The sequence below is a fragment of the Chryseobacterium sp. UF-290 genome, assembly GCF_058245615.1.
The window spans coordinates 152,647-178,430 of sequence record NZ_JBSICB010000001.1 but is presented as its reverse complement, the minus strand read 5'-3'; the positions used below and the strand labels follow the sequence as shown (position 1 = coordinate 178,430).

The window sequence follows — 25,784 nt, the reverse complement described above, 5'->3', positions numbered from 1 at the left end:
CGGTCGCAAATATAAATAAAAATGAGTAGGATAAATGTCTGATGTAAAATATACAATACTCAATTTTATCGGAAATACAACCTTTGCTCTATCCAATAACAAAGCAATCCTATCCAAAAATAAAAGACTGCTTTTAAAAACAGTCCTTTATATATATTAAGTTGCAAATGATTATCCGATTTCGATACCATTTTCAACAGTATGGTCATCCGGTGTTACAAAAGATAATTTTCCGTCCGGTTTGGTTGTTAATAACAACATTCCCTGAGATTCAATTCCTCTGATCTTTCTCGGGGCAAGGTTCAACAGGATCATTACCTGCTTACCAACTACCTCTTCAGGAGTAAAGCTTTCTGCAATTCCTGAAACAACCGTTCTTACATCTACTCCCGTATCAACAGTAAGCTTTAATAGCTTGTCTGCTTTTTCTACTTTTTCAGCTTCTAAAATGGTCGCAGTTCTAAGATCTATTTTAGTAAAATCATCAAATGTGATCTCTTCTTTCATGGGATTGGCTTTAGGGTTTGTTTTTTTATTGTTTTGTTTGGTGTCTTCCAGCTTTTGAATCTGAGCTTCTATTACATCATCTGAAATTTGAGAAAATAAAATTGGAGCGTTAGCCATTATTGAGTGACCAGCTTCAATTAAAACTTTTGAATTTTCAACTTCAGTCCATGTTTTTTGCTTAACATTAAAAATTTCATAAAGTTTTTGAGCTGTAAAAGGTAGGAATGGCTCGGCTAAATTTGCTAATGCAACTGAAATCTGCGCACCAATGAACAGCGTATTCTTAGTTCTTTCAATGTCATTTTTAACTGTCTTCCAAGGCTCTTCGTTTTGCAAATATTGATTTCCAAATCTTGCAAGATTCATAAATGCTGTTAATGCATTTCTGAATTCATAATTTTCAAGAAAATTTCTGATTTCTATAGCTCTTTTGCTAATTTCTTCTAATTCAGGTGCATTAATGTCCCCCTCAGGAACTTTTCCTTCAAAGTTTTTATTAATTAATACAGAAACACGATTAATGAAGTTACCAAAAATATTTGCTAATTCAGAATTATTCTTGGTCTGGAAATCCTTCCATGTAAAGTTGTTATCCTTTGTCTCCGGAGCCGATGAAAGAAGAGCATATCTTAAAACATCCTGCTGACCAGGGAAATCTTCTACATATTCATGCGCCCATACTGCCCAGTTTCTTGACGTTGAGATCTTATCGTTCTCAAGGTTCAGGAATTCAAATGCTGGTACGTTTTTAGGCATGATGTAATCTCCATGCGCTTTCATCATTGATGGGAAAATGATACAGTGGAATACAATATTATCCTTTCCGATAAAATGTACCAGATCACTGTCTTCACTTTGCCAGTAATCTTTCCAGTTTTTTCCATTTTTCTCTGCCCATTCTTTGGTGAACGAAATATACCCGATCGGTGCATCAAACCAAACGTAAAGTACTTTTCCCTCTGCATTCGGAAGCGGAACCGGAACTCCCCAGTTCAGGTCTCTGGTCATGGCACGCGGCTTCAATCCGTCATTCAGCCATGATTTTACCTGTCCGTAAACATTAGGCTTCCAGTCGTTTTTGTGGCCTTCAATGATCCACTCATTCAGGAAACTTTCATACTCATTTAAAGGCAGATACCAGTTTTTTGTATCTTTAAGGATAGGAACATTTCCGCTAAGCATTGATTTCGGATTGATCAGTTCTGAAGGAGAAAGGGTAGAACCACATTTCTCACACTGGTCTCCATAAGCATTTTCGTTGCCGCAGTTTGGACAGGTTCCTACAATATATCGGTCAGCAAGGAATTCTCCTGCCTGCTCATCGAAATACTGTTCAGAAACCTCTTCAGTGAATTTTCCTTTTTCATAAAGAACTTTAAAGAAATCCTGGCTGGTTTCATAATGATTCCTGGAAGTCGTTCTTGAATATTCATCGAATGAAATTCCCAGGTCAGAAAAAGATTTCTTAATGATTTCGTGATATTTATCCACAATATCCTGAGGGGTAACGCCTTCTTTTTTGGCTCTTATGGTAATAGGAATTCCGTGCTCATCCGAACCACAGATAAACGCTACATCTTTTCCTAATCTTCTCTGAAATCTTGCGTAAACATCCGCAGGAATATAAACACCTGCCAAATGTCCTATATGAACCGGTCCGTTTGCATAAGGCAAAGCTGCCGTAATCATCTTTCTGTTTGACATTTATAGTAAAGTTTTGACTGCAAAGATAAGGATTATCTCCCGAATTCCACTAACAGTGGAATTCTTAAACGCTATAACCCGATTTCAGGAGTTGAATATGAAATAAAGTTAAACATTTGTTTAACTTTGAGTTAAACTGAACTGTATATTATGTTTAGCATAGTATCGTTTAAAATGTTGAACTTTAGATAATTAATTTATTAAAGTATCGTAATATACATAATTTTATCCTAAATTATATTAATTTTATGATAATTCTATTTTTTTTATAAATTGCAAAACTGGCTTTATGCCAAAATAAAACTGAAAACGAAACTATAAAAATAAGATTGTGAAGAATTTTACAACAGTATTAAAAATAGCGCCTGCTTTTTTACTGGCCAGCACAGTAATGCACGCGCAGACTAAAGACTCTATCACCAATGAGAAGAAAATTGAAGAGGTTGTGCTGATTGGGTATGGTGCTAAAAAGAAGTCTGACCTGACAGGTTCTGTAACTGCGGTTTCTGAAAAGGACTTTAACAAAGGAGCCATTGTTTCTGCAGACCAGCTGATCAATGGTAAAGCTCCTGGGGTAAGAATTACCAATGACGGAGGTTCCCCGGATTCAAAGCCTAATATCAGGATCAGGGGAGGTGCTTCTTTAACTGCAAACAATAATCCGCTTATTGTGATTGATGGTGTTCCTTTGGATTCTTCCAATCCGGCAGGAGTGTCAAATCCATTGTCGTTGGTAAACCCAAATGATATTGAGTCTTTTTCAATATTGAAAGATGCCTCTGCTACTGCCATCTATGGTTCCAGAGCTTCAAACGGGGTTATTATTATCACGACAAAGAAAGGCTCTTCCGGAAAAATGAGAATCAACTATAGTGGGAATATCTCTATAGGTAAAGTAACCAAGACTATTGATGTAATGGATGGTCCTACTTTTGAGAGATTCATGAATGAGTATAATCCGACATATGCCAATATGCTTGGAGTTACAGAAAATGGACAACAGGTGATGTACAATACCAATTGGCAGGACGAGATTTTCAGAACTTCTGTTTCCACTGATCATAACCTGAGTATCAGATCGAACCTGTTTAAATCAATTCCGGCCAGATTTTCATTTGGATATAATAATACACAAGGGATTGTAAAAACAAATGATTATGACAGGTATACAGCCTCTATGAAGTTGAACCCGACTTTATTTGATAATCATTTGAAAATAGATATTAACATCAAGAATATCATTTCCAAGAAGAATACCATTGATGCTGAAGGGGCAATTGGTGGAGCAATTACTGCAGATCCTACAAAACCAATATATAATGCAGACGGAAGTTACTATCAGACCTTTAACGGATATGTAATGACTGGTGCAATAAACCCAGTGGCCGTTCTGATGCAGCGTACAAGACCCGAAGAAGTACAAAAATTTTTAGGAAACATTGAGCTTGATTATAAAATGCACTTTCTGCCAGATTTAAGAGCGGTGGTGAATTTAGGAGCCGAGTCTTCTTATGCGAAAATCCGTGAAGTATATGGTGGAAATGCCTTACAGTCTTATAAACCAGTTTATCAGGGTGATGTTGCTGTAGGAGGTGTTTACAATCCTGGCCTGAACTATGGTGAAGATCAGAATATTTTCAACCGGCTTATGGATGCTTATTTGGCATATAGTAAGAAATTTGATGATAAATTTATTTCAAAATTTGATATTCAGGGAGGATACTCTTATCAGAACTTTGATAATAAAGGAAAGAAGCAGCTGTTTAATATGGATTCTCCAACCGGTATCCGTGAAGAATCACCTTACAGCAAATATGCCAATAACTACAGAAATGTACTGAACATTCAATCATTCTTTGGTAGAGCAAATATTGATATTCAGAATAAATATCTATTTACTTTGAGTTACCGTGCTGACGGTTCATCTCTGTTTCCTTCAGATAAAAGATGGGGCCATTTCCCGGCAGCCGCTTTTGCATGGAAAATCAATGATGAGAAATGGATGGAAAACTCTGGCTTCTCAGAATTAAAGCTAAGATTAGGCTGGGGTAGAACGGGACAGCAGGATATAACAGGATCAGCAGGTTTCTATCCGTATAGCCCGTTATATGAAATTGGGGATATCAGATATTTCTATTTCCCTAGAACGGTTTTAGCCAATGGAACTATTCTGCCAGAATTGTATACAGCTTTGGCTTATAATCCGAACCTGACGTGGGAGAAGACAACAACGTACAATGCCGGGATTGATTTTGGGACCAGAAACAGAAGAATATCAGGATCTATTGAGTATTATCACAGAAAAACTACCGATTTATTGGCACAGGTTCCTTTTCCGTCAGGACAGATGTTGACCAACCAGTTCATTGATAACGTAGGAAGTTTAACAAATAAAGGTTTCGAAGCTTCTCTTAATGCCACACCTGTAAGAACACAGAATCTAAACTGGGATTTAAATGGAAACATAGCATATAATATTGGAAATGTAGACGATTTAAAAGGAAGAGATAAAGTGGCAGCTAATGAATCTTCTCTGGCATTTGCAGGAACCGGTGTGATCTTGGCACAGCATGCTGTTGGGCAGCAGCCGTATTCTGCCTGGGTGTATCAGCAGGTTTATGACAGCGACGGAAGAGTTTTACCTGGCGTCTTTGTAGATAAAAACGGAGACGGAATCATCAATGATGCAGATAAATCCTTTGTTCCTTTAAGACCTAAATGGACATTCGGGTTCGGTACATCTTTAAATTATAAGAATTTTGATTTGACAGCTAGCTTCAGAGGGCAGCTTGGAGGAAAAGTATATTATGCAGCAAGAGTAAACAGAGGATATACGGAAGCTTCTAACCCGGTGAACAGTAATAGTTTGTATAACGTTCTTAATTTCTATGATGGAGCGGCAGATCCAAGATTTACAACAAAAGCAAGCGCAGAGGGATTATCTGATTATAACTTACATGATGCTACATTCCTTCGTTGTGAAAATATTACGTTAGGATATAAATTTGATAACCTGTTTAAAGGGACAACATTAAGAATTTATGGTTCTGTAAACAACGCATTCATTATTACCAATAATTATGTAGGACAGGATCCTGAAAACTTCAATGCGATAGACGCCAACTTCTATCCAAGACCTAGAATATATACATTTGGAGTTAATGTTGATTTTTAAAATTTGATACACAATGAAACTTAATAAATTTAAAATAATACTATTATCATTCGCACTGGTTTCTACAACTTCATGTCTGAATGAATTAAATACAGAACCGGAATATCTTTTGACCTTAGAGCAGCTTCTGGAATCTCAGCCTAATGCCGCAAACGGTCTTTTAGCTAAGGTATACGCATCCTTGTCAATGTCAAGTGCAAAAGGACCTGGAGAGGCAGATATTACCGGAGATGATAAAGGTGAAACCGTATTCCTTAGAGGGATTATCAATCTTGAAGATTTTACCGCTGACGGAATGAAAAACAGATGGGGAGACAATGGATTGGATCAGCTGACTACAACAGCTAACTGGACAGCAGATAATAAGTTCTTCAGATATCTTTTTGACAGAGTATATTATACAGTACCTCAGGCTAATGCATTGATCGATGCTTTTGGAAAAGCGAATATTGATAACAAGGATCAGTACATTAGTGAATTAAGATTTATCAGAGCCTTTTCTTATTTCTATATGATCGATTGTTTTGGGAAAGGGGTAATCGTTACAGAGAAAGATCTTGCCAATCCGGTTCCAAAAGGTCAGGCATCAAGAAAAGAGTTGTTTGACTATGTGGAAAGTGAATTGCTGGCAATCGAACCTACAATAGCAAAGACAACAGAATATGGTCACGTAAACAAAGCAACTGTACAGATGTTGTTGTCAAGATTATATCTTAACGCTCAGGTGTATACAGGTACAGCCAGATGGAATGATGCTGCTGACTATGCTAAAAAAGTCATTGACGAAGGAGGATATTCATTAGACACAAATTATGTTAAAATATTTTCTGCTGATAATAATACTTCATCTGAAATCATTTTCCCATTAATTGCTGACCCTATCGGAACTCAAAGTTACGGGAACTCCACCTATATCATTAATGGTAGCACAGGGGGAAGCCCGTCCACTCTTAATCCTGCTATTCTTGGAATCAAAGGTGATGGATGGGGGGGCCACAGGGCTACAAAAGCATGGTACGGATTATTTGGAAGCAGTCTGACGGATTATAACGGAGGAAGTGCATCTGCAGTAACCAATACTCAGGATCAGAGAGGAAAGCTGTTCTGGCAAACCGGTCATGAATATGAAATGACAGATTATAAAACTTGGACGGACGGCTATCCTTCAACAAAATTCAGAAACCTGAGAACAACAGGAAACTCAGAAGCAACAGATTTCTCAGGTTCAGATTTCCCTGTATTCAGATTGGCGGAAGCGTATCTTACTTATGCGGAATGTGCTTTAAGAGGAGCATCAACTGCTAACCTGGGGCAGGCTTTGACATATATTAATGAGCTGAGAACCAAAAGAACCGCATCTCAGATCACTGCAAGCAACCTTACGCTGGATTTCATTTTAGCAGAAAGAGGAAGAGAGTTTAATCTGGAAGGTCAGAGAAGAACAGATTTGATCAGATTTGAAAAATTTACCGGAGGTTCATATTTATGGCCTTGGAAAGGCGGAGTAAAAGACGGAACTTCAATTTCTGTTAATTACAACGTGTTTCCTATTCCGAATTCAGCTTTGTCAGCGAATCCCAATTTGACTCAGAATCCTGGCTATTAATCTTAAAAACAGAAATTGAAAATGAAACATTTTTTAAAAATATTGACAATAGCCTTTATCGGCCTTTTGGTTATTTCCTGTACAGATGACGATCAGGTAATCCTTAATGAAACAGTCCAAAGTAAAATCTCATCAGATAAAACTGAAGTTATTTTGGATAAAGATAATCAGGATGCTACAGCAATAAGTTTTACCTGGGCAAAATCAACTTTTGATCAACCTATAGTTGCTTCTTCAAAAATTGAATTTGGCATTAAAGGAGAAAACTTTAAGAACAGCAAGACTATAGATGTAGTAACTTCTCCTTATACTATGACCAATAAGCAGCTTAACACACTGGTATTAAGTATGGGAGCAGCCGGAGATCAAGCTAATGAAATAGAAGTAAGATTGAAAACTACAGTGGGATACGGAAATTATTATTCTGATGTAATGACCATTACAGTAACTCCTTATATCTTAGGACCTGTATATAATTATACAGACCTTTACCTGGTTGGTGATGCAACTGCCGGAGGCTGGGACAATTCGGTAACCAATGAAAAGCTTTACCCTCTACAGAAAACGGCGACAGCAGGAATATATTCTTATACCGGATATTTTGCAGCCGGAGGATTTAAGCTTATTCAGAATCCTGGAAGCTGGGATATACAATACGGATTAGGAGCTTCAGCAGGAATGTTGTTAGCGGGAGGAGGATCTTCTAATATTTCAGTGTCGGCAGCAGGATATTATAAACTTTCAGTTGATATAAATACTCTGAAGTATACTCTTACCCCAATGGGTGATCCAACAGTAACATATACTACGATTTCAATGATCGGATCAGCTTCAGGAGACTGGAATACAGATGTAGACTTAGAGGTGTCAACGTTCGATCCTCATATTTGGGTGAAGAAAAAAGTAGTTTTAAATTCAGGAGAATTTAAATTCAGAGTTAATCATGATTGGGGAACTAACTGGGGTGTTGCTAATGAATTTTTTGGAGTAGCAGAATTGAATGGAGGGAATATTCCGGTAAGTGAAGCTTTCAATTATGATGTATATTTCAATGATATTACAAAAGAATTCTCAGTAATTCCGGTATTCTAAAATAATAAAAGTCAAATTGAAAATAAAGCAAAGTGCTGCTTTACCGCAGCACTTTGTCTATTTTTAAAAAGTTAATAAATAGTCATTATGAAGAAAATTACAGTTGGAGCGCTTTTGCTCTCAATGATGTTTGTAGGTGTGAAAGCACAATCTTTAAAATCTCCGGATGGAAAGTTTGAAATGAACTTTCAGCTGAAAGAAGGAGTGCCGTACTATAACCTGAAATACAATGGTGCAGTAGTGGTGGAAGATTCTAAATTGGGATTGAGATTATTTAAAGACACAGCCATAAAATTTGCTTCTGAAATTGCCAAACCAGAAGATGCAAAATACGACCTGAACAACGGTTTTGCAAAGGTAGATGAAAAAAGAGACTCCAAAAACGAGACCTGGCAGCCGGTTCTTGGAGAAAAGAAAAATTATATCAACCATTACAACGAATTGGCGGTAACGCTGAATCAGGCTTCTACAGACAGAAGCATTGTCGTGAAATTCAGACTGTTCAATGATGGTCTTGGGTTCAGATATGAGTTTCCACAGCAAAAGAACCTTAATTATTTCGTAATCAGGGAAGAAGATTCTGAAATTGATTTTCCAACGGATATGAAGGCCTGGTGGATCGTAGCAGATTATGACTCTCAGGAATATCAGTACCAGGAAACAAAAGTTTCTGAAATTCCGGCGAAATGGGACAAAGCATATGATGCCAATGCTTCACAGACTTTGGTGAAAAATGCGGTTCAGTCTCCATTGATGCTTAAAAAAGAAGGAAAAACACCTTTATACATCAATGTTGCAGAAGCGGCAGTATTGGATTATCCGGCTTCACATCTGGAAGTGGATGCGCAGAACTTTAAGTTCAAAACGCATCTGACAGCTGACAGACAGGGAGCAAAAGGATATATACAGACTCCTTCTGTAACCCCTTGGAGAACGATCATTGTTGCACCAAAAGCGGAAGAGGTGATGGATTCCAAAATGATCTTCAACCTGAATGAGCCAACGAAGTATACCGATACTTCTTACATTCATCCTACGAAATACATGGGAGTCTGGTGGGAAATGATCATTGGAAAATCTCAGTGGGCTTATTCAACAGCAGAAAATGTTCATTTAGGAAAAACAGACTTTACCAAACTTACCCCGAACGGAAAACATGCCGCGAACAATACAAAAGTAAAAGAATATATCGATTTCGCTGCTGAAAACGGATTCCAGGGACTGTTGATCGAAGGATGGAATATTGGTTGGGAAGACTGGTTCGGCCACTCTAAAGAATATGTTTTTGATTTCATTACTCCTTACCCGGATTTTGACATCAAAATGCTGAATGATTACGCGCATTCTAAAGGAATCAAGCTGATCATGCACCATGAAACTTCAGGTTCTGCAACGAACTATGAAAGATGGGCAGATAAAGCATTCCAGACTATGAATAAGTATGGATACGATGCTGTGAAAACAGGTTACGTAGGAGATATCATTCCTAGAGGGGAGCACCATTATTCTCAATGGACGATCAACCATTATTACAGAATCGCTGAAAAAGCAAACGATTATAAGATCATGGTCAATTCTCATGAATCTGTACGCCCTACAGGAGAGAGCCGCACTTATCCGAACTATATCTCTGCAGAAGCAGCCCGTGGAACAGAATATGAAGCATTTGGAGGCAACAAGCCGGATCATCAGACCGTACTTCCGTTTACAAGATGGATGGGAGGTTCTATGGATTACACACCGGGAATTTTCCAAACTAAGCTGGACTATTATTTCCCTGGAGATAACCGTTTTGTGAAAACTACTTTGGTAAAGCAGCTCGCATTATACGTAACGATGTATATGCCGCTACAGATGGCAGCTGATCTTCCTGAAAACTATAAAAAGCATATGGATGCTTTCCAGTTTATCAAAGATGTAGCCGCAGATTGGGATGATACGAAGATCTTATCCGCAGAGCCGGGAGACTATGTGATCACTGCCAGAAAAGCAAAAGGAAGTGAAAACTGGTTTGTAGGAGGAATTACTGATGAAAACAAACGAGAGTACACGGTAGATTTCTCATTCCTGGACAAAGGAAAAAAATATGAGGCAACGATCTATGAAGATGGAAAGGATGCTGATTATATCGACAATCCCCAAAGCTATAATATCTACAAGAAAGAAATTACAAGCAAATCAAAAATTAATTTTAAAATGGCAAGAAGCGGTGGTTTCGCCATTTCTATCAGGCCTGTAAAATAAATATTTCTTAACTTTATAATCCTTAAAGGCAAAAGCCTTTAAGGATTTTTTTATGTTCAAATATTCTATTTTCCAATGTTGATGGCAAAAATCTTTAATAAGCAAAATGTATTTCTTCTCCTGCTGATCCTGATGGTATTAATGGCAAAGCTGATCCCGTTTCAGGAATCTTACAACAGGTATTTTAACCTTTCAGCCTTTATAGACTGGGGTATTGCTGGGATCTTTTTACTGTATGGGCTAAAGCTCAATTTAAAGGAAGTTGTAAAAGATATATCCAACTGGAAGCTGCATTTGCTGATCCAGTCCGGAACGTTTATTCTTTTTCCTCTTTTGGTTTTGATCTTTTATCCTTTGGTGAAAGATTCGGAGTATTATACTATCTGGCTGTCCGTATTTTTCCTGGCTGCTCTGCCTTCTACCGTTTCATCATCGGTGGTAATGGTTTCCATTGCGAAAGGAAATGTCACTTCTGCGATCTTTAATGCTTCTGTTTCCGGGCTGATCGGGATTATTATGACCCCTCTTCTGATGAGCTTTTTCTTAACTTCGGATTCAGGCTCGGGAAACCATGGCGAAATTGTACAGCAGCTTTTAATTAAAGTTTTATTGCCCATTATCTTAGGGGTTTTACTGAATCCTGTTTTCAAAAAATGGATCATTAAATACTCAAATATTATTGCAGAATTTGACCGGCTGATTATTTTATTGATTGTTTATGAAAGTTTCTCGACAGCATTTCTCGAAAATATTTTCAGCTCCGTTCCTCCGGTTACCTTTTTGATTCTGGCCTTCAGTGTGGTATTTCTGTTTTTTGCAGTGTATAATATTCTTAAACGGATCTGCTGGAAAATGAAATTCAATGTTCAGGATACAATAACGGTCACATTCTGCGGGTCAAAAAAATCGCTGGTACATGGGAGTCTTTTCCTGTTGGTTTTAAATGTTCCTGATGAGCAGAAAGTATTGTTTTTATTACCGGTAATGGTGTATCATAGCTTTCAGCTGTTTTATGTAAGCTGGCTGGCAGGTAAAATTGCAGAAAAGTCTTTAAAAATCAAGGAATAAAATATATTTCATTATCTTTAAATCTATGAAAGTTATTCTTAAGACCATTGTATTCTCAATGTCAATGAGTTTGCAGGAAAATTATATTCAAAAATAAAATAATTAGATGATTATGAGGAAATTATATTTTGTTATGGCATTGTCAGCAGCTTCTGTCGCTTTTTCACAAAAAACGCTGGAAAGGGTAGAGCCTGCTTTCTGGTGGAAAGGAATGAAAAACCCGGAACTTCAGATCCTTGTCTATGGAAAAGGAATTGCCAGTAATGAAATTACCCTTTCGGATGGTATACAGATTAAAGACCTTCAGAAGGTAGAAAACCCGAACTATGTTTTTATTACGGTCAATACCAATGAGATCAACGTTCCGAAGTTTACCATCAACATTAAAAAAAATAAAAAGAATCTGGGGTCTTACACCTATGAACTTAAACAGCGAAATTCCGGATCAGCAGACCGGGAATCGTATACCTCAAAGGATGTGATGTATCTGATCATGCCGGACCGTTTTGCCAATGGCGACGAAAAGAATGATTCCACTCCGGATTTAACGGAAAAGGCTGATCGCAGCTTACCCAACGGAAGACATGGAGGCGATTTGCGGGGAATCATTAACAACCTTGATTACATCCGGAATCTGGGTGCAACTGCGGTTTGGTTAACGCCTGTAAATGAAGATAACGAAAAAGTCTATTCCTATCACGGATATGCCCAGACCGATCTTTATAAAATAGATTCCCGGTATGGAACCAATGAAGATTACAGGACCCTTTCTCAGGAATTGAATAAAAGAAATATGAAGCTGGTGATGGATTACGTGACCAATCACTGGGGCGTTTCCCACTGGATGATTAAAGACCTTCCTACGAAAGACTGGATCCACTGGTTCAGTGAAGGAGAGAACGGTTTCAAAAGATCCAATTATAAAATAACCTCTCAATTCGATACCAATGCTTCGGAAATTGATAAAAAATACGCATTGGACGGATGGTTTGATACAACAATGCCTGATATTAACCAGAAAAATCCATTGGTTTTAAAATATCTGACCCAGAATGCGATCTGGTGGATAGAATATGCCGAGCTGGGAGGATTCCGTGTAGATACTTATCCTTACAATGACAAAGAAGCCATGGCAAAATGGGCCAAAGCAATTACCGATGAATATCCGAAGTTTAATATTGTAGGAGAAACATGGCTTTCGACTGCGGGGCATATCTCAGCCTGGCAGAAGGATTCTAAAACAGGAGAAGCGGCAGGATATAATTCTAACCTACCGTCTGTAATGGATTTTGTATTATACGGTGAAATGCCTAAAGCCTTTCAGGAAAAACAGGACTGGGGTACCGGAATGAACAGGATCTATGATGCATTCACCAGCGATTTCCTTTACCCGGATACCAATAATCTGTTGGTTTTCTTTGAAAATCATGATACCGAAAGATGGAATGAGATCTTCAATGCAGATCCTAAGGCCTATAAAATGGGACTGACTCTGATTTCAACAGTCCGTGGAATTCCACAGATCTATTACGGTTCAGAAATAGGAATGCGTGGCGATAAGACAAAAGGAGGAGACGCTGATATCCGCAGGGACTTTCCGGGAGGCTGGAAGTCTGATAAGCAGAACGCTTTTAACCCATCAGCACAAACTCCGGAACAAAAAGAATTTTTCCAGTTTACTCAGAAGCTGTTGAACTGGCGAAAAGGAAAGGAGGTGATTCACACCGGAAAAACTAAAAATTTCGTTCCTAAAGATGGAGTATTCACTTATTTCAGATACAATGACAAAGAAAGTATAATGGTAATTCTCAATAATAATGAAAAAGATCAGACCATAGACCTGAAATATTTTGAAGAATCGTTAAAAGGATTTTCCAGAGGGAAGGAAGTTCTTTCAGGAAAGGATTTAAATCTACAGAATACGATAACAATTCCGGCAAAAACTCCGTTTATCATTGAACTTGAAAAATAATGTACCTATGAAAAAATTAATAACTGTTCATACCTTCATCCTTTTTTTATTAGGATTTTCAGTACTCTCAGCACAGTCAAATAAAGTATTTGAAAAAGAAAGAACAGAGATCAGCACCATGCTTGACGGCTTTAATGCAGCAGCTGCAAAAGCAGATTATAATACCTATTTTAATTATTTTGCGAACGAGTCTACTTTCATCGGAACTGATGCCACAGAAGTATGGGATAAAAAAGAATTCATGATCTGGGCAAAACCTCATTTTGATAAAAAAAAGACCTGGAATTTTACCGCTCTTAAAAGAAATATTTATTTCAGTAAAGATGGAAAACTAGCCTGGTTTGATGAACTATTGGATACCCAGATGAAGATCTGCAGAGGGTCAGGGGTTGTAGAGAAAATCAACGGAAGCTGGAAAATAAAGCAATATGTGCTTTCTATGACCGTTCCTAATGATGTAGTGGACAAAGTAGTCGCTGAAAAAGCAGCACTTGAAGATGCCTTGATCCGGAAATTAAAAACAAAATAATCATAAAGACAGCAATGACCAAAAAAATAAAACCGGAACTTTCACTTACTCAGATCATCAATATGAGTATGGGATTCTTAGGAATCCAGATGGCATTTGGATTACAGAATGGAAATGCAAGCCGTATTCTTGCCAATTTAGGAGCTGATGTTCATGAATTATCATGGTTCTGGCTGGTAGCACCTGTTACAGGACTTATCATCCAGCCTATTATCGGGCATATGGGAGATAATACTTGGAGTCCGCTCGGAAGGAGAAAACCTTACTTTCTGATTGGGGCTGTTCTGTGTGCCATAGGGTTGGTGTTACTTCCGAATGCCGCATCTGTAACCCATATGTTTGCTGCCAGTGCACTGTTATTAGCCGTGATTTTCCTTGCCATGATGGATGCTTCTGTGAATATTGCGATGGAGCCATTCAGAGCTCTGGTTGGAGATATGCTGCCAAAGCATCAGGGTACTATAGGGTTTTCTGTTCAGACTATTCTGATAGGAATCGGGGCCGTCTTAGGATCTTATTTGCCGGATTGGCTTACACAGCTTGGAATTTCTAATGAAGCCCCAGAAGGTTTTGTTGCAGATAATGTGATCTATTCTTTCTATGTAGGAGCCGGATTGCTTCTTCTGTCTATCTTGTATACAATTATTACTACCAGGGAATATTCACCACAGGAGTTTGCAGAATTTGAAGAAGATAAAAAAGAAGCTGAAGAACCATCTAAATTTTCAGATATATTTAAAGACTTTGCAAAGATTCCTGCGCAGATGAAAAAACTGGGAATCGTACAGTTCTTTTCATGGTTTGCGTTGTTTACCATGTGGGTTTTTACAACCAGTGCTCTGGCTACCCATCATATGGGCTTATCCCCGGATGATACCCATTCAAAGGCTTTTAATGATGCAGGAGATTTAACCGGTAAGCTTTTCGGAATGTACAACCTGTGGGCCATCCCGTTTGCATTTCTGCTGACACCTATTGCAAAATGGATCGGTAAAAAGCAGACTCACGCTTTAGCTCTTTTGTGTGGAGGATTGGGGCTGATCTCGATGTATTTTATCAAAGATGTGGACCACTTATGGATCTCAATGATTGGATTAGGATTTGCCTGGGCAAGTATCCTGGCTATGCCTTACGCTATGCTGATTGAAGTGATCCCGCAAAAGAAAATGGGAGTTTATATGGGGATATTCAACTTCTTTATTGTGATTCCCCAGATCATCAATGGTCTGTTTGGAGGACCTATTGTAAGCGGTGTTTTCGGTAAGCAAGCTATGGATTACGTAGTAGTAGGAGGTGTTTGTATGTTGATTGGAGCGGTAGTCACCATGATCTTTGTTAAGTCAGAGGATGAAACGCCTAAGGAGATAGAAGAGGAGATTAAGCAGGTACACTTTTAGAAGTTGCGCTGTAAATTTGAACTTAGATCTGAATCAGTTAACGACAATATGAAAATGCTATAATGTAAAAATTAATAGGAGCGGGCTTTAGCCCGCTTTTCTTTTAATGTTGATTGTTGTTGCCTTTATCCAAAACTTACTCTTATTCCTACTACATCTTGTAATAATTTACCTTCCGTATTTAGCTATCTTCTCCATCTTAGCCTTCTCAGCTTCCTTTGCTTTCTTAGCCTTTATACCCAACACAATATCCTTTCTTACCCTATATCAACTTTTTTAATCCCCATTAGATGTACATTTGTACCATAAATAATCACAAAAATGAAAACAGTATATCATAAAGCAGATTCAAGAGGCCATGCCAACCATGGGTGGTTAAATTCTTACCATACCTTTAGTTTTGCCAATTATCAAAACAACGACAGAACGAATTTCGGGGTATTGAGAGTATTGAACGATGATACCGTTTCTCAGGGAATGGGATTCGGAACACATCCGCACAGGAATATGGAAATTATTTCCATTCCTTTAGAAGGAGATCTGGAACATAAAGATTCTATGGGAACTACAGCGGTGATCAGAAAAGGAGAAATCCAGGTGATGAGTGCAGGAACCGGTGTTAAGCACAGCGAATACAATAAAAATAAAGATGAAGAGGTGAAATTTCTCCAGATCTGGGTTTTCCCGAGAGAATTGGATGTTGAGCCGCGATACGATCAGAAAAGCATCAAAGAAGGAGAAAAGATCAATGGATTTCAGCAGATCTTATCTCCCAATAAAAATGATGATGGGGTTTGGATCCATCAGGATGCATGGTTTAATCTGGCTAATTTCAAGAAAGGAAATGGTAAAAACTATATGCTCAACAAAAAAGGAAACGGAGTCTATGCCTTTGTTCTGAAAGGAAGTGCAAAAGTAGGAGACCGTATTCTCAATGAAAGAGACGGGTTGGGAATATGGGACACCCAAAGCTTTAATATTGAAGCAGTGGAAGACACTGAAATATTATTGATGGAAGTACCCATGGAATTGCCGTCATATCTTAAATAAAAAACTAAATTTGTATCCTTAAATGTAACCTACAATGTGATCTTCATTAGCGGAATACCCCTTATAGAATGATTGCAGTTAATAAAAAAATAAATATCTACGTATGAAAATTTTAGCAATAGCAGGAAGTAACTCAGAAGCTTCAATGAACAAGCAGTTGGTAGCCTATGCATCTACATTATTTGAAAATGCAGAAGCAGAAGTAGTGGATCTGAATCCTTTCGAAATGCCGATCTATAAACATGAAAGAGAATTAGCAGGAGGGGTTCCTCAGGAAGCACGTGACTTCGCAGCTAAGATTGATGCAGCCAATGTATTGTTGGTTTCCCTTCCGGAGCATAACGGAACTTACTCTACAGCATTCAAAAATGTATTCGACTGGGTATCCAGAATCAAGGACAGAACCGTTTGGAATGAAGTGCCAATGCTATTGATGTCTACATCTCCCGGAGGGAGAGGCGGAGCAGGAGTTTTGGAAGCAGCGTCGAAGCGTTTCCCTTCTCACGGAGGAAATGTGGTAGAAACTTTTTCCCTTCCTTTCTTTAATGATAACTTTGACAAAGCAGCTCAGAAAATTTCTAATGAAGAGAAAAACAGTGAATTGAAGGAGAAAATTAAGAAGATTGCGGCTATTGAAACCATCCTTGAAAAATAGAATTTGAATATTCATTTAAAATTACTATTTTTGCAAAAAGAAAAGAGATGAAAATTCAGACCTCCTATAAACAATGTTTTTCTCATAAAGGGAAAGTTGTGGGCTCTGAAATTCTGAGATAAAATAACGGCCGATAATCTGAAAAGATTGTCGGCTTTTTTGTTTTCTAAATCGAGTATTAAAAGTAAATATGTAATGTATCAATTTATCAATGTACTGGTCTAACAATTCAACTCATTGTTATATTAATTAGATTGTTACATTGCTAGATTATTATAAATTATTAAACATGAGCAACACTTACAAATCAGCAGGAGTAGACAAAGAAGAAGGATACAAAACGGTTGACAAGATCAAAAAAGCGGTCGGTGAAACCCACAATTCCAACGTATTGAATCATTTGGGAAGTTTTGGTGCTTTCTATGAGATCGGAGGATACAAAAATCCGGTTCTTGTTTCAGGAACGGATGGAGTAGGAACAAAGCTGAAGGTAGCTTTGGATACTAAAAAATATGACTCTATCGGTATAGACTGTTTTGCAATGTGTGCCAATGATATTCTTTGCCATGGAGCCAAGCCTCTGTTTTTCTTAGATTATCTGGCTTGCGGAAAGCTTGATTCTGAAATCGCGGCTGAAATCGTTTTAGGAATGGTGAATGCTTGTAAAGATAACAACTGTGCGCTGATTGGTGGTGAAACTGCAGAAATGCCGGGAATGTACCAGCCGGGAGATTATGATGTGGCAGGATTTTGTGTGGGAATTGTAGAAAAAGACCAGATCATTGACGGTTCCAGGATCAAGGCAGGTAACAAAATTATTGCATTGCCAAGCTCTGGGTTCCACTCAAACGGATTCTCTTTAGTAAGAAAAGTATTCCCGGACTTCGAAGAGGAGTTTGAAGGAAAGCCTTTATACGAAACCCTATTAGTACCTACAAGACTATATTATAAAGATATTCATAAAGTATTGGAAGAAGTGGCAGTAAGCGGAATCGCTCACATTACAGGAGGAGGTCTTTATGAGAATGTTCCAAGGATCATCCCTGAAGGACTTTGTGCTTCTATAGACGGATCTAAGATCAGAATTCCTGGTGTTATGCTTGAGTTGGAGAAAAGAGGTGGTGTAGCCCGTGAAGAAATGTACGGTACTTTCAATATGGGAGTAGGTATGGTCATCGTTGTAGATGCTGAACATGCTGAAAAAGTATTACACCTTTTGGATGATGCTTACGAAATCGGTGAGATCACGGAAGGAGCGGAGAAAATAAACTTAACTGTATAAATGTATTAACGTAAAATGTATTCATGATGTTGGAAGTCATTAATACATGAATACATTTTACCTTTTACAAAAAATATGAAGAACATCGTTGTACTCGTATCCGGTTCAGGAACCAATCTGCAGAGGATCATTGATACTATTGAGGCCGGAGAAATTCAGAATGCAAAAGTAGCTTTGGTAATCGCTGACAGAGAATGCTATGGATTGGAAAGAGCGAAGAACCATAATATAGAAAACATTCTGATTCCAAGAGGGAAGAATTTCAGCAGTGAATTGGCGAAAGTAATTCCGGCAGATACGGATCTGATCGTACTGGCAGGATTCCTATCCATTTTAAAACCTGAGTTCTGTGAAAAATGGAATGGGAAAATTATCAATATTCATCCTGCATTGCTTCCGAAGTTCGGAGGAAAAGGAATGTGGGGAATGAATGTTCACAACGCCGTGATTGAAGCTAAAGAAAAAGAGAGTGGAGCAACGGTACATTTTGTAACTCCAGGCATTGATGAAGGAGAAGCTATTCTTCAGAAATCTTTTGAAGTGACCGCTGATGATACTCCTGAAACCTTGGCACAGAAAGTTCACCAGATCGAATATGAGATATTTCCTTTAGCGATCAGTAAGGTCCTGGGAAATTAATAAATATAACAATGTACCAGTGTAACAGTTTACCAATGCTAAAGGTATTGTTACATTGCTAGATTGATACATTGTTACATTAATAAAAAAATCTAAGTAAAATAAAAGTAAGCCCGGAGGTGAAAGACCCGGAGACAGTTTGAAATAGCTGTGAAAAGTAAAAAATTGAAAGTAAAATGAGTAAAAAGAGAGTTTTAATCAGTGTTTCTGACAAGAGCGGATTAACAGAATTTGCACAGTTTTTAGAAGCTCAGAATTATGAGCTGATCTCCACAGGAGGAACGTTCAAACATTTGAAAGACGCTGGTTTAAATCCTATTCAGATTGATGAGGTAACCGATTTCCCTGAAATGCTGGACGGAAGAGTGAAAACATTGCACCCTAAAGTTCACGGAGGACTTTTAGCTGTTCGTGCTAATGAGGAACATATGAAAACAGTTCAGGAGCACGGCATTGGTCTGATCGACATGGTGATCGTAAACCTTTATCCTTTCTTCGAAAACGTGAACAAAGACATTTCTTTACATGAGAAAGTTGAGTTTATCGATATCGGCGGACCGTCAATGCTACGTTCTGCAGCGAAAAACTTTGACTCTGTTACCGTAATTACAGACGTAGAAGATTATACAACAGTAAGGCTGGAAATGGAGCAAAACGGAGATACGTATATCGAAACCCGTAAAAAGCTTGCAGGAAAGGTATTCAATCTTACATCAGCTTATGATGCTGCTATTTCAAGAATGCTTTTAGATGAAGAATACCCGACGTACTTAAATGCTTCTTACAAAAAGGTTTCTGACCTTAGATATGGTGAAAACCCTCACCAGACAGCGGCTTACTACGTTTCTACTTTTGAGAACGGTGCAATGAAAGATTTCGAGCAGCTTGGAGGTAAAGAGCTTTCTTTCAACAACCTTCGTGATATGGACCTTTGCTGGAAAGTAGTCAATGAGTTCAAAGAAGAAATGGCTTGTTGTGCCGTAAAGCACTCTACCCCTTGCGGTGTGGCAATTGGAACTTCAGCTTTGGAAACCTACCAGAAAACTTTCGAATGTGATCCGGTTTCCATCTTTGGCGGAATTGTTGCAATGAACTATAAAATTGATGCAGCAACAGCTGAAGAACTGAATAAGACATTCCTTGAGATCGTAATGGCTCCGGAATTCGATGAAGAAGCGCTGGAAATTTTAAGAAAAAAGAAGAACTTGAGAATCATTAAGATCGTAAACCCTGTTTCTGACAAACAGACCTGGGTGAAGGTTGACGGTGGTATTCTGGTTCAGGATAACGATACTCATTTCTCTGACGATATCAAAGTGGTTACGGAAGTACAGCCTACGGAAGAGCAGAAAAAAGCATTGCTTTTCTCTCAGAGAGTTGTGAAGTATGTGAAGTCAAACGCAATTGTTGTTTCCAACGGGATCCAGGCATTTGGTATCGGGGGCGGACAGGTCAACAGAATCTGGGCAACACAGCAGGCTATCGAAAGAGCAAAAGAAAAATTCTCCGGAGATCTGGTATTGGCTTCAGACGCTTTTTTCCCTTTCCGTGATGTAGTAGATTTCTGTGCTCAGGAAGGTATCAAGGCAATTATCCAGCCGGGTGGAAGTGTAAAAGATCAGGACAGTATAGAGGCTGCAAATGAGCATGGTATACCAATGATGTTTACAGGAGTGAGACACTTTTTCCACTAATTAAAATAGAATTAAAAAATAATCAGGGATTGTATTTTTAGCATTCAAAATTATATATTTGTAAAATAAGACTAGATAATAAATAAAGTATGAGAATATTAATCATAGGTGAAGGCGGTAGAGAATCTGCTTTAGCGGCAAAGCTTCAGAATGATTCCAGAATTACTAAAATGTTTTTTGCCAACGGGAATGCTACTACCGATGCAATAGGGAAAAATGTTCATTTATCAGAAATCAAAGAACTTAGAGATTTCGCTATTAAAGAAAAGGTTGATCTTACGATCGTAGGTCCGGAAGCTCCGTTGGTAGCTGGTTTGAAGGACGAATTTAAGAAACACGATCTTAAAGTTTTTGGCCCTACCCAGAAAGTGGCAAGTCTTGAAGGAAGTAAAGCTTTCTCTAAGAAATTTATGCAGACCTATGATATCAAAACAGCGAAAGCTGTGGTATTTGATTCCTATAACGAAGCTAAAGAATATGTGCAGACACAGCCATATCCTTTAGTGATCAAGGCAAGTGGTTTGGCAGGTGGAAAAGGTGTTGTTATCTGTGACAACCTTGAAGAAGCTGAAGCTACCATCCATGATTTCATGATCAGAAGAATTTATGGTGATGCCGGTATCCGTTTAGTTATCGAAGAATATTTACAAGGTTTTGAAGCTTCTATCATTGCTTTCTCTAATGGTGAAAAACTTTTCCCTTGTGTAGCGGCAAAAGATTATAAAAAAGCAGGAAACGGAGATACGGGACCGAATACAGGAGGTATGGGTTCAGTAGCACCAAGCCCGGAGTTTACTCAGGAGCACTATGCGGATTTTGAGAAAAATATCCTGGAACCTACCATTAAAGGTCTTAAAGCTGAAGGTTTCGGATTCAAAGGAATCATCTTCTTCGGATTGATGGTAACGAAAAACGGAGCTTATCTTCTTGAATACAACATGAGATTCGGAGACCCTGAAACTCAGGTACTGATGGCCCTTATGGAAAACAATCTTCTGGATGTGATCCAGGATTGTATGGAAGGAAGAGACATTGAGCTTACATTCAAGGACGAAAAAGCGGTTTGTCTTGTAATGTGCTCAGGAGGTTATCCGAGAAACATAGAAACAGGCTTTGAAATTACAGGAGAAGACAAATTAAAGCATAGCAAACTATTATATGCCGGTGCTGTCAGAAGAGGTGACAAAGTAGTTTCCAATGGCGGTAGAGTACTGAACATTGTGGCTACGGGAGCTACCTATGAAGAGGCCCGCAAAAAAGTTTACGAAGACGCAGGTCACGTACATTTCGATTACGGCTTCTACAGAGAAGACATCGGAAAGTTTTAATAAAAATCACGAAAAAAGATTTGGAGACATTCCAAGTCTTTTTTTGTAAGACAGTTAATATATAAAGAAGTTAGAACTTAGAGGCTAGAAGTTAGCTGCTAGAGGTGGATACTAGACCTGTTTTCCAAGCCAGAAGCTATTTGCCAGCGGCCAAGAGCTCTATCATTTATTAATCATCATTTATCAATCATCAAAAATGAACAACGGTATTATTATTTTAGATTTCGGATCCCAGTACAACCAGCTTATCGGAAGAAGAATCCGTGAGATGGGAGTATATTCTGAAATCTTACCTTACAATACACCATTACAAGATATTTTAGCAAAACAGCCAAAAGGGATTATCCTTTCCGGAGGACCAAGCTCTGTGAATGCGGAAAACGCCCACCTGGTAGAAAAAGCATTATATGAACAGGGAGTTCCTGTGTTGGGGATTTGCTACGGAATGCAGATGACGGCCCACCTTTTAGGAGGAAAAGTAAACAAGGGAGAAAAAGGAGAATACGGAAAGGCTAACCTTGAAATCGTTAAAGAAAGCTCTTTATTAAAGGGAGTTACTCAGAACTCTGTCGTGTGGATGAGCCACTTTGACGAAGTAGGGGAATTACCTGCAGGTTTTGAATTGAATGCAAAATCAGGCGTAATTGCTTCTATCTCTAATGAAGACAGTAAAATCTACTGTGTTCAGTTTCACCCGGAAGTTTCCCATACTGAAGAAGGAGGGAAAATGCTTGAAAACTTCGTGTTCGGAATCTGTAATGCAGACAGAAACTGGAAGCTGACGAATTATATTGACAGAACCGTTGAAGAAATCCGTGAGAAAGTAGGAGACAATAAAGTGATCCTTGGGCTTTCAGGAGGAGTAGACTCTTCTGTCGCGGCAGTTCTGATCCATAAGGCAATTGGTGACCAGCTGACTTGTATCTTTGTAGATACGGGATTATTGAGAAAGGATGAAGGTAAAAAAGTCATGGATCAATATGGAGAGCATTTCCATATGAACATTAAAATGGTTGACGCTAAAGAAAGATTCCTTTCAAAATTAGCAGGAGTAGACGATCCTGAAGCTAAGAGAAAGATCATCGGAAACGAATTTATCCATGTTTTTGATGAAGAGTCCCATAAAATTGAAGGCGCTAAGTTTTTGGCTCAGGGAACTATCTATCCTGACGTGATCGAAAGCCAGTCTGTAAACGGACCGTCTGCGGTGATCAAGTCTCACCACAATGTTGGAGGACTTCCTGAAGATATGGAATTTGAACTGTTAGAGCCACTAAGAGAGCTTTTCAAGGATGAAGTAAGAAAAGTAGGCGAAGAATTAGGTATTCCTCACCACTTGGTATACAGGCACCCTTTTCCGGGACCTGGATTAGGAATCAGGGTATTGGGAGCTGTAGATGCTGAAAAAGTAAGAATCCTTCAGGAAGCTGATGATATCTTCATCGAAGAATTATATAAAAATGACCTTTACGAAAAAGTATCTCAGGCATTCGTAGTCCTTCTTCCGGTAAAATCTGTAGGAGTAATGGGAGACGAAAGAACTTATGAATACACCGCTGTAGTACGTTCTGCCAATACCATAGACTTTATGACAGCAACATGGAGCAGACTTCCTTATGAGTTCTTGGATACTGTTTCCAGCAGAATCATCAACGAAGTAAGAGGAATCAACAGAGTCGCTTATGATATTTCAAGCAAACCGCCTGCAACCATTGAGTGGGAATAATTTTGACTTGAATTTAGAATATAAATCCTGCCCGCTTTGGGTGGGATTTTTTTGTTTATATTGGAAATTTTGTTTCTAAAAACTTTAATGCTTTTATACCAATTTCTGTTTTCTGCAAACAAGAACGGTGAATCCCCTCATCATTAAATAGGTAAAACTTATTATTCTTATCCGAAGTAAAAGATGGAAATAAAACAACATCTTGTCCTTTGTTTAAAGTTTTTTTACAAATAGGATATTCACTTTGATTCAGAAAAATTATTGCCACTTCTAATTGATATTTTGGCTAATGTTTTGCTTAGTAATTGCCTGTTAATACAATTTTTCCCTAAATTTAAGTAAAATTACATCAAATGCAAATAGAAACAAGGAACCTGACCCTTCAGGATTATGATGAACTGGCACAAACGATGAAACGGGCCTATCCGCAAATGTCGGAATCCATTTGGTCTAAAAAAAGTATTGAAAAACTGACAAGAATATTTCCCAATGGACAGATCTGTATTATAGTAGATGGAAAACTGGCTGCTGTGGCTCTTTCTATTATAGTAAACTATGAAGAATTCGGGGATGACCATACCTATAGTGATATTACAGGAAATTATACGTTCAATACCCATTCCTCTACAGGAAATGTTCTGTATGGGATAGAAGTTTTCGTAGATCCTGAATTTCGTGAGCTACGCCTTGGAAGAAGGCTTTATGATACACGCAAAGAACTGTGCGAATTATTAAACTTAAAATCCATTATTCTGGGCGGAAGAATTCCGAACTATCACAAATACAGCCATGAGCTCTCTCCAAGAGAATATATTCGGAAAGTAAGAGATAAAGAGATCTATGATCCTGTATTGTCTTTCCAGCTTTCCAATAATTTTCTTCCGATCAGAGTTCTGAAAAAATACCTTCCCGAAGATGAGGCTTCCAGAGAAAATGCCGTCCTTTTGCAATGGAATAATATTTACTACAGCAAACGGCCCAATACCATGCAGGACAGCATTATCCGTCTTGGCCTGGTACAATGGCAGATGAGGACTTTCAAAGATATAGAGGTCTTTTATGAGCAGGTAGAGTTTTTTGTCAATGTAATGGGAGATTATAAATCAGACTTCGTGCTGTTTCCGGAACTCTTTAATACTCCTTTGCTGGCTCCTTTTAATAAACTTTCAGAGCGTGATAGTATGATAGAGCTGGCAAAACTGACCGAACAGATCAAAGAAAAAATTTCAGAGCTGGCCATCAGTTACAACGTGAATATTATTTCAGGAAGTATGCCTGTTTTTGAAAACAATGATCTGTACAATGTGAGCTATCTTCTTCACCGTGACGGACGTATAGATGAGTACCGGAAGATCCACATTACTCCGAACGAAAAAAGATATTACGGAATGAAAGGAGGCAATGAAATAAAAGTCTTTGATACTGATTGCGGGAAAATAGGACTTGTGATCTGTTATGATGTAGAATTCCCGGAATTACCCAGAATTTTAGCTGATCAGGGAATGAAGATTCTGTTTGTTCCTTATCTTACAGATACCCAGAATGCTTATATGAGAGTACGTCACTGTGCCGCCGCAAGAGCGATAGAAAATGAATGTTATGTCGCCATTGCCGGCTGTGTGGGGAACCTCCCGAAGGTTAATAATATGGATATCCAGTTCGGGCAGGCTGCCGTATTTACTCCTTCCGATTTTGCCTTTCCGTCCAATGCGGTAAAAGGAGAGGCTACCCCTAATACCGAAATGACTTTAATTGTAGATGTAGATTTGAACCTATTGAAAGATCTGCACCATAACGGCTCTGTTCAGGTGATGAAAGACCGCAGAAAGGATTTGTATGAAACCTACCTTAAATAACAAAACAGAATGCATTTGCATTCTGTTTTTTATTGTTACCTAAAATTTAATTTAAAATAAATTACATGTACTGTGGGCATACTACCGCAGGACATATCAGTTTCGGGCATCTTGGTCTTCCGTCAGTAGGGCAGCATTGGTTTGAACAGTTTCCAATGATGATCCCGTTTCCTGAAATACTTTTTAATTGCTCTCTTGAAAGTTTGCTGTTACGTAAATTTTTCATGATGTAATATTTTTGTTTGTTTTAATGTTTGTAC

At 38.3% G+C, this 25,784-nt stretch carries 18 protein-coding genes; 16 read left to right on the top strand and 2 right to left on the bottom strand.

Translation table 11 applies throughout. The features are described from left to right. Positions 1 to 171 precede the first annotated feature (171 nt). Positions 172 to 2,211 (bottom strand): methionine--tRNA ligase, encoded by a 2,040-nt coding sequence (gene metG / locus AC4IF5_RS00755; RefSeq protein WP_490730737.1) that lies wholly within the window; start codon positions 2,209 to 2,211, stop codon positions 172 to 174. Positions 2,212 to 2,542: 331 nt separating this feature from the next. On the opposite strand from metG, the gene AC4IF5_RS00750 reads away from it, so the two are divergent. From AC4IF5_RS00750 to AC4IF5_RS00675, 16 genes are all read left to right on the top strand, one after another. Next, positions 2,543 to 5,386 (top strand): SusC/RagA family TonB-linked outer membrane protein, encoded by a 2,844-nt coding sequence (locus AC4IF5_RS00750; RefSeq protein ID WP_490730736.1) that lies wholly within the window; start codon positions 2,543 to 2,545, stop codon positions 5,384 to 5,386. A 13-nt stretch (positions 5,387 to 5,399) separates the two neighbouring features. Further along, the gene (locus AC4IF5_RS00745; protein ID WP_490730735.1) at positions 5,400 to 6,992 is read left to right on the top strand and encodes a RagB/SusD family nutrient uptake outer membrane protein; all 1,593 of its coding nucleotides are present in this window, start codon (positions 5,400 to 5,402) and stop codon (positions 6,990 to 6,992) included. A 21-nt stretch (positions 6,993 to 7,013) separates the two neighbouring features. Further along, entirely contained in the window at positions 7,014 to 8,084 is a 1,071-nt protein-coding gene (locus tag AC4IF5_RS00740) for a SusE domain-containing protein (protein ID WP_490730734.1), read from the top strand. Positions 8,085 to 8,171: 87 nt separating this feature from the next. Beyond that, the gene (locus tag AC4IF5_RS00735) at positions 8,172 to 10,328 is read left to right on the top strand and encodes a glycoside hydrolase family 97 protein (protein WP_490730733.1); all 2,157 of its coding nucleotides are present in this window, start codon (positions 8,172 to 8,174) and stop codon (positions 10,326 to 10,328) included. An 81-nt stretch (positions 10,329 to 10,409) separates the two neighbouring features. Further along, entirely contained in the window at positions 10,410 to 11,396 is a 987-nt protein-coding gene (locus tag AC4IF5_RS00730) for a bile acid:sodium symporter family protein (RefSeq protein ID WP_490730732.1), read from the top strand. Positions 11,397 to 11,508: 112 nt separating this feature from the next. Beyond that, a complete protein-coding gene (locus AC4IF5_RS00725) occupies positions 11,509 to 13,368 on the top strand; it encodes a glycoside hydrolase family 13 protein (RefSeq protein WP_490730731.1) in 1,860 nt (619 codons plus the stop codon). A 7-nt stretch (positions 13,369 to 13,375) separates the two neighbouring features. After that, positions 13,376 to 13,897, top strand: coding sequence for a nuclear transport factor 2 family protein (locus AC4IF5_RS00720; protein WP_490730730.1), 522 nt, complete (start codon positions 13,376 to 13,378; stop codon positions 13,895 to 13,897). A gap of 14 nt (positions 13,898 to 13,911) precedes the next feature. Beyond that, a complete protein-coding gene (locus AC4IF5_RS00715; RefSeq protein ID WP_490730729.1) occupies positions 13,912 to 15,294 on the top strand; it encodes an MFS transporter in 1,383 nt (460 codons plus the stop codon). A gap of 321 nt (positions 15,295 to 15,615) precedes the next feature. Further along, a complete protein-coding gene (locus AC4IF5_RS00710) occupies positions 15,616 to 16,344 on the top strand; it encodes a pirin family protein (protein WP_490730728.1) in 729 nt (242 codons plus the stop codon). Between the two features lie 103 nt (positions 16,345 to 16,447). Beyond that, the gene (locus tag AC4IF5_RS00705; protein ID WP_490730727.1) at positions 16,448 to 16,999 is read left to right on the top strand and encodes an NADPH-dependent FMN reductase; all 552 of its coding nucleotides are present in this window, start codon (positions 16,448 to 16,450) and stop codon (positions 16,997 to 16,999) included. Between the two features lie 289 nt (positions 17,000 to 17,288). Continuing rightward, positions 17,289 to 18,281 (top strand): phosphoribosylformylglycinamidine cyclo-ligase, encoded by a 993-nt coding sequence (purM, locus tag AC4IF5_RS00700; RefSeq protein ID WP_490730726.1) that lies wholly within the window; start codon positions 17,289 to 17,291, stop codon positions 18,279 to 18,281. Positions 18,282 to 18,356: 75 nt separating this feature from the next. Next, positions 18,357 to 18,920 (top strand): phosphoribosylglycinamide formyltransferase, encoded by a 564-nt coding sequence (purN, locus tag AC4IF5_RS00695; RefSeq protein WP_490730725.1) that lies wholly within the window; start codon positions 18,357 to 18,359, stop codon positions 18,918 to 18,920. Positions 18,921 to 19,096: 176 nt separating this feature from the next. Then, on the top strand, positions 19,097 to 20,614 hold the full coding sequence (purH, locus tag AC4IF5_RS00690; RefSeq protein WP_490730724.1) for a bifunctional phosphoribosylaminoimidazolecarboxamide formyltransferase/IMP cyclohydrolase: 1,518 nt from the start codon (positions 19,097 to 19,099) through the stop codon (positions 20,612 to 20,614). A gap of 89 nt (positions 20,615 to 20,703) precedes the next feature. Beyond that, the gene (purD, locus tag AC4IF5_RS00685) at positions 20,704 to 21,942 is read left to right on the top strand and encodes a phosphoribosylamine--glycine ligase (RefSeq protein WP_490730723.1); all 1,239 of its coding nucleotides are present in this window, start codon (positions 20,704 to 20,706) and stop codon (positions 21,940 to 21,942) included. A gap of 196 nt (positions 21,943 to 22,138) precedes the next feature. Next, a complete protein-coding gene (gene guaA, locus AC4IF5_RS00680) occupies positions 22,139 to 23,668 on the top strand; it encodes a glutamine-hydrolyzing GMP synthase (RefSeq protein WP_490730722.1) in 1,530 nt (509 codons plus the stop codon). 353 nt (positions 23,669 to 24,021) lie between these two features. Next, positions 24,022 to 25,524, top strand: a complete 1,503-nt coding sequence (locus AC4IF5_RS00675; RefSeq protein WP_490730721.1) for a carbon-nitrogen hydrolase family protein — start codon at positions 24,022 to 24,024, stop codon at positions 25,522 to 25,524. 61 nt (positions 25,525 to 25,585) lie between these two features. On the opposite strand, the gene AC4IF5_RS00670 is transcribed toward AC4IF5_RS00675, so the two are convergent. Next, complete coding sequence (locus AC4IF5_RS00670; RefSeq protein ID WP_490730720.1) at positions 25,586 to 25,750, bottom strand: hypothetical protein; 165 nt, start codon at positions 25,748 to 25,750, stop codon at positions 25,586 to 25,588. Positions 25,751 to 25,784: the final 34 nt, after the last annotated feature.

Excerpts from the sequence above, each read along its gene's own strand:
- metG (WP_490730737.1), bottom strand. The coding sequence starts at position 2,211 with ATGTCAAACAGAAAGATGATTACGGCAGCTTTGCCTTATGCAAACGGA.
- AC4IF5_RS00745 (WP_490730735.1), top strand. The coding sequence starts at position 5,400 with ATGAAACTTAATAAATTTAAAATAATACTATTATCATTCGCACTGGTT.
- AC4IF5_RS00740 (WP_490730734.1), top strand. The coding sequence starts at position 7,014 with ATGAAACATTTTTTAAAAATATTGACAATAGCCTTTATCGGCCTTTTG.
- AC4IF5_RS00735 (WP_490730733.1), top strand. The coding sequence starts at position 8,172 with ATGAAGAAAATTACAGTTGGAGCGCTTTTGCTCTCAATGATGTTTGTA.
- AC4IF5_RS00730 (WP_490730732.1), top strand. The coding sequence starts at position 10,410 with ATGGCAAAAATCTTTAATAAGCAAAATGTATTTCTTCTCCTGCTGATC.
- AC4IF5_RS00725 (WP_490730731.1), top strand. The coding sequence starts at position 11,509 with ATGAGGAAATTATATTTTGTTATGGCATTGTCAGCAGCTTCTGTCGCT.
- AC4IF5_RS00720 (WP_490730730.1), top strand. The coding sequence starts at position 13,376 with ATGAAAAAATTAATAACTGTTCATACCTTCATCCTTTTTTTATTAGGA.
- AC4IF5_RS00715 (WP_490730729.1), top strand. The coding sequence starts at position 13,912 with ATGACCAAAAAAATAAAACCGGAACTTTCACTTACTCAGATCATCAAT.
- AC4IF5_RS00710 (WP_490730728.1), top strand. The coding sequence starts at position 15,616 with ATGAAAACAGTATATCATAAAGCAGATTCAAGAGGCCATGCCAACCAT.
- AC4IF5_RS00705 (WP_490730727.1), top strand. The coding sequence starts at position 16,448 with ATGAAAATTTTAGCAATAGCAGGAAGTAACTCAGAAGCTTCAATGAAC.
- purM (WP_490730726.1), top strand. The coding sequence starts at position 17,289 with ATGAGCAACACTTACAAATCAGCAGGAGTAGACAAAGAAGAAGGATAC.
- purN (WP_490730725.1), top strand. The coding sequence starts at position 18,357 with ATGAAGAACATCGTTGTACTCGTATCCGGTTCAGGAACCAATCTGCAG.
- purH (WP_490730724.1), top strand. The coding sequence starts at position 19,097 with ATGAGTAAAAAGAGAGTTTTAATCAGTGTTTCTGACAAGAGCGGATTA.
- purD (WP_490730723.1), top strand. The coding sequence starts at position 20,704 with ATGAGAATATTAATCATAGGTGAAGGCGGTAGAGAATCTGCTTTAGCG.
- guaA (WP_490730722.1), top strand. The coding sequence starts at position 22,139 with ATGAACAACGGTATTATTATTTTAGATTTCGGATCCCAGTACAACCAG.
- AC4IF5_RS00675 (WP_490730721.1), top strand. The coding sequence starts at position 24,022 with ATGCAAATAGAAACAAGGAACCTGACCCTTCAGGATTATGATGAACTG.
- AC4IF5_RS00670 (WP_490730720.1), bottom strand. The coding sequence starts at position 25,750 with ATGAAAAATTTACGTAACAGCAAACTTTCAAGAGAGCAATTAAAAAGT.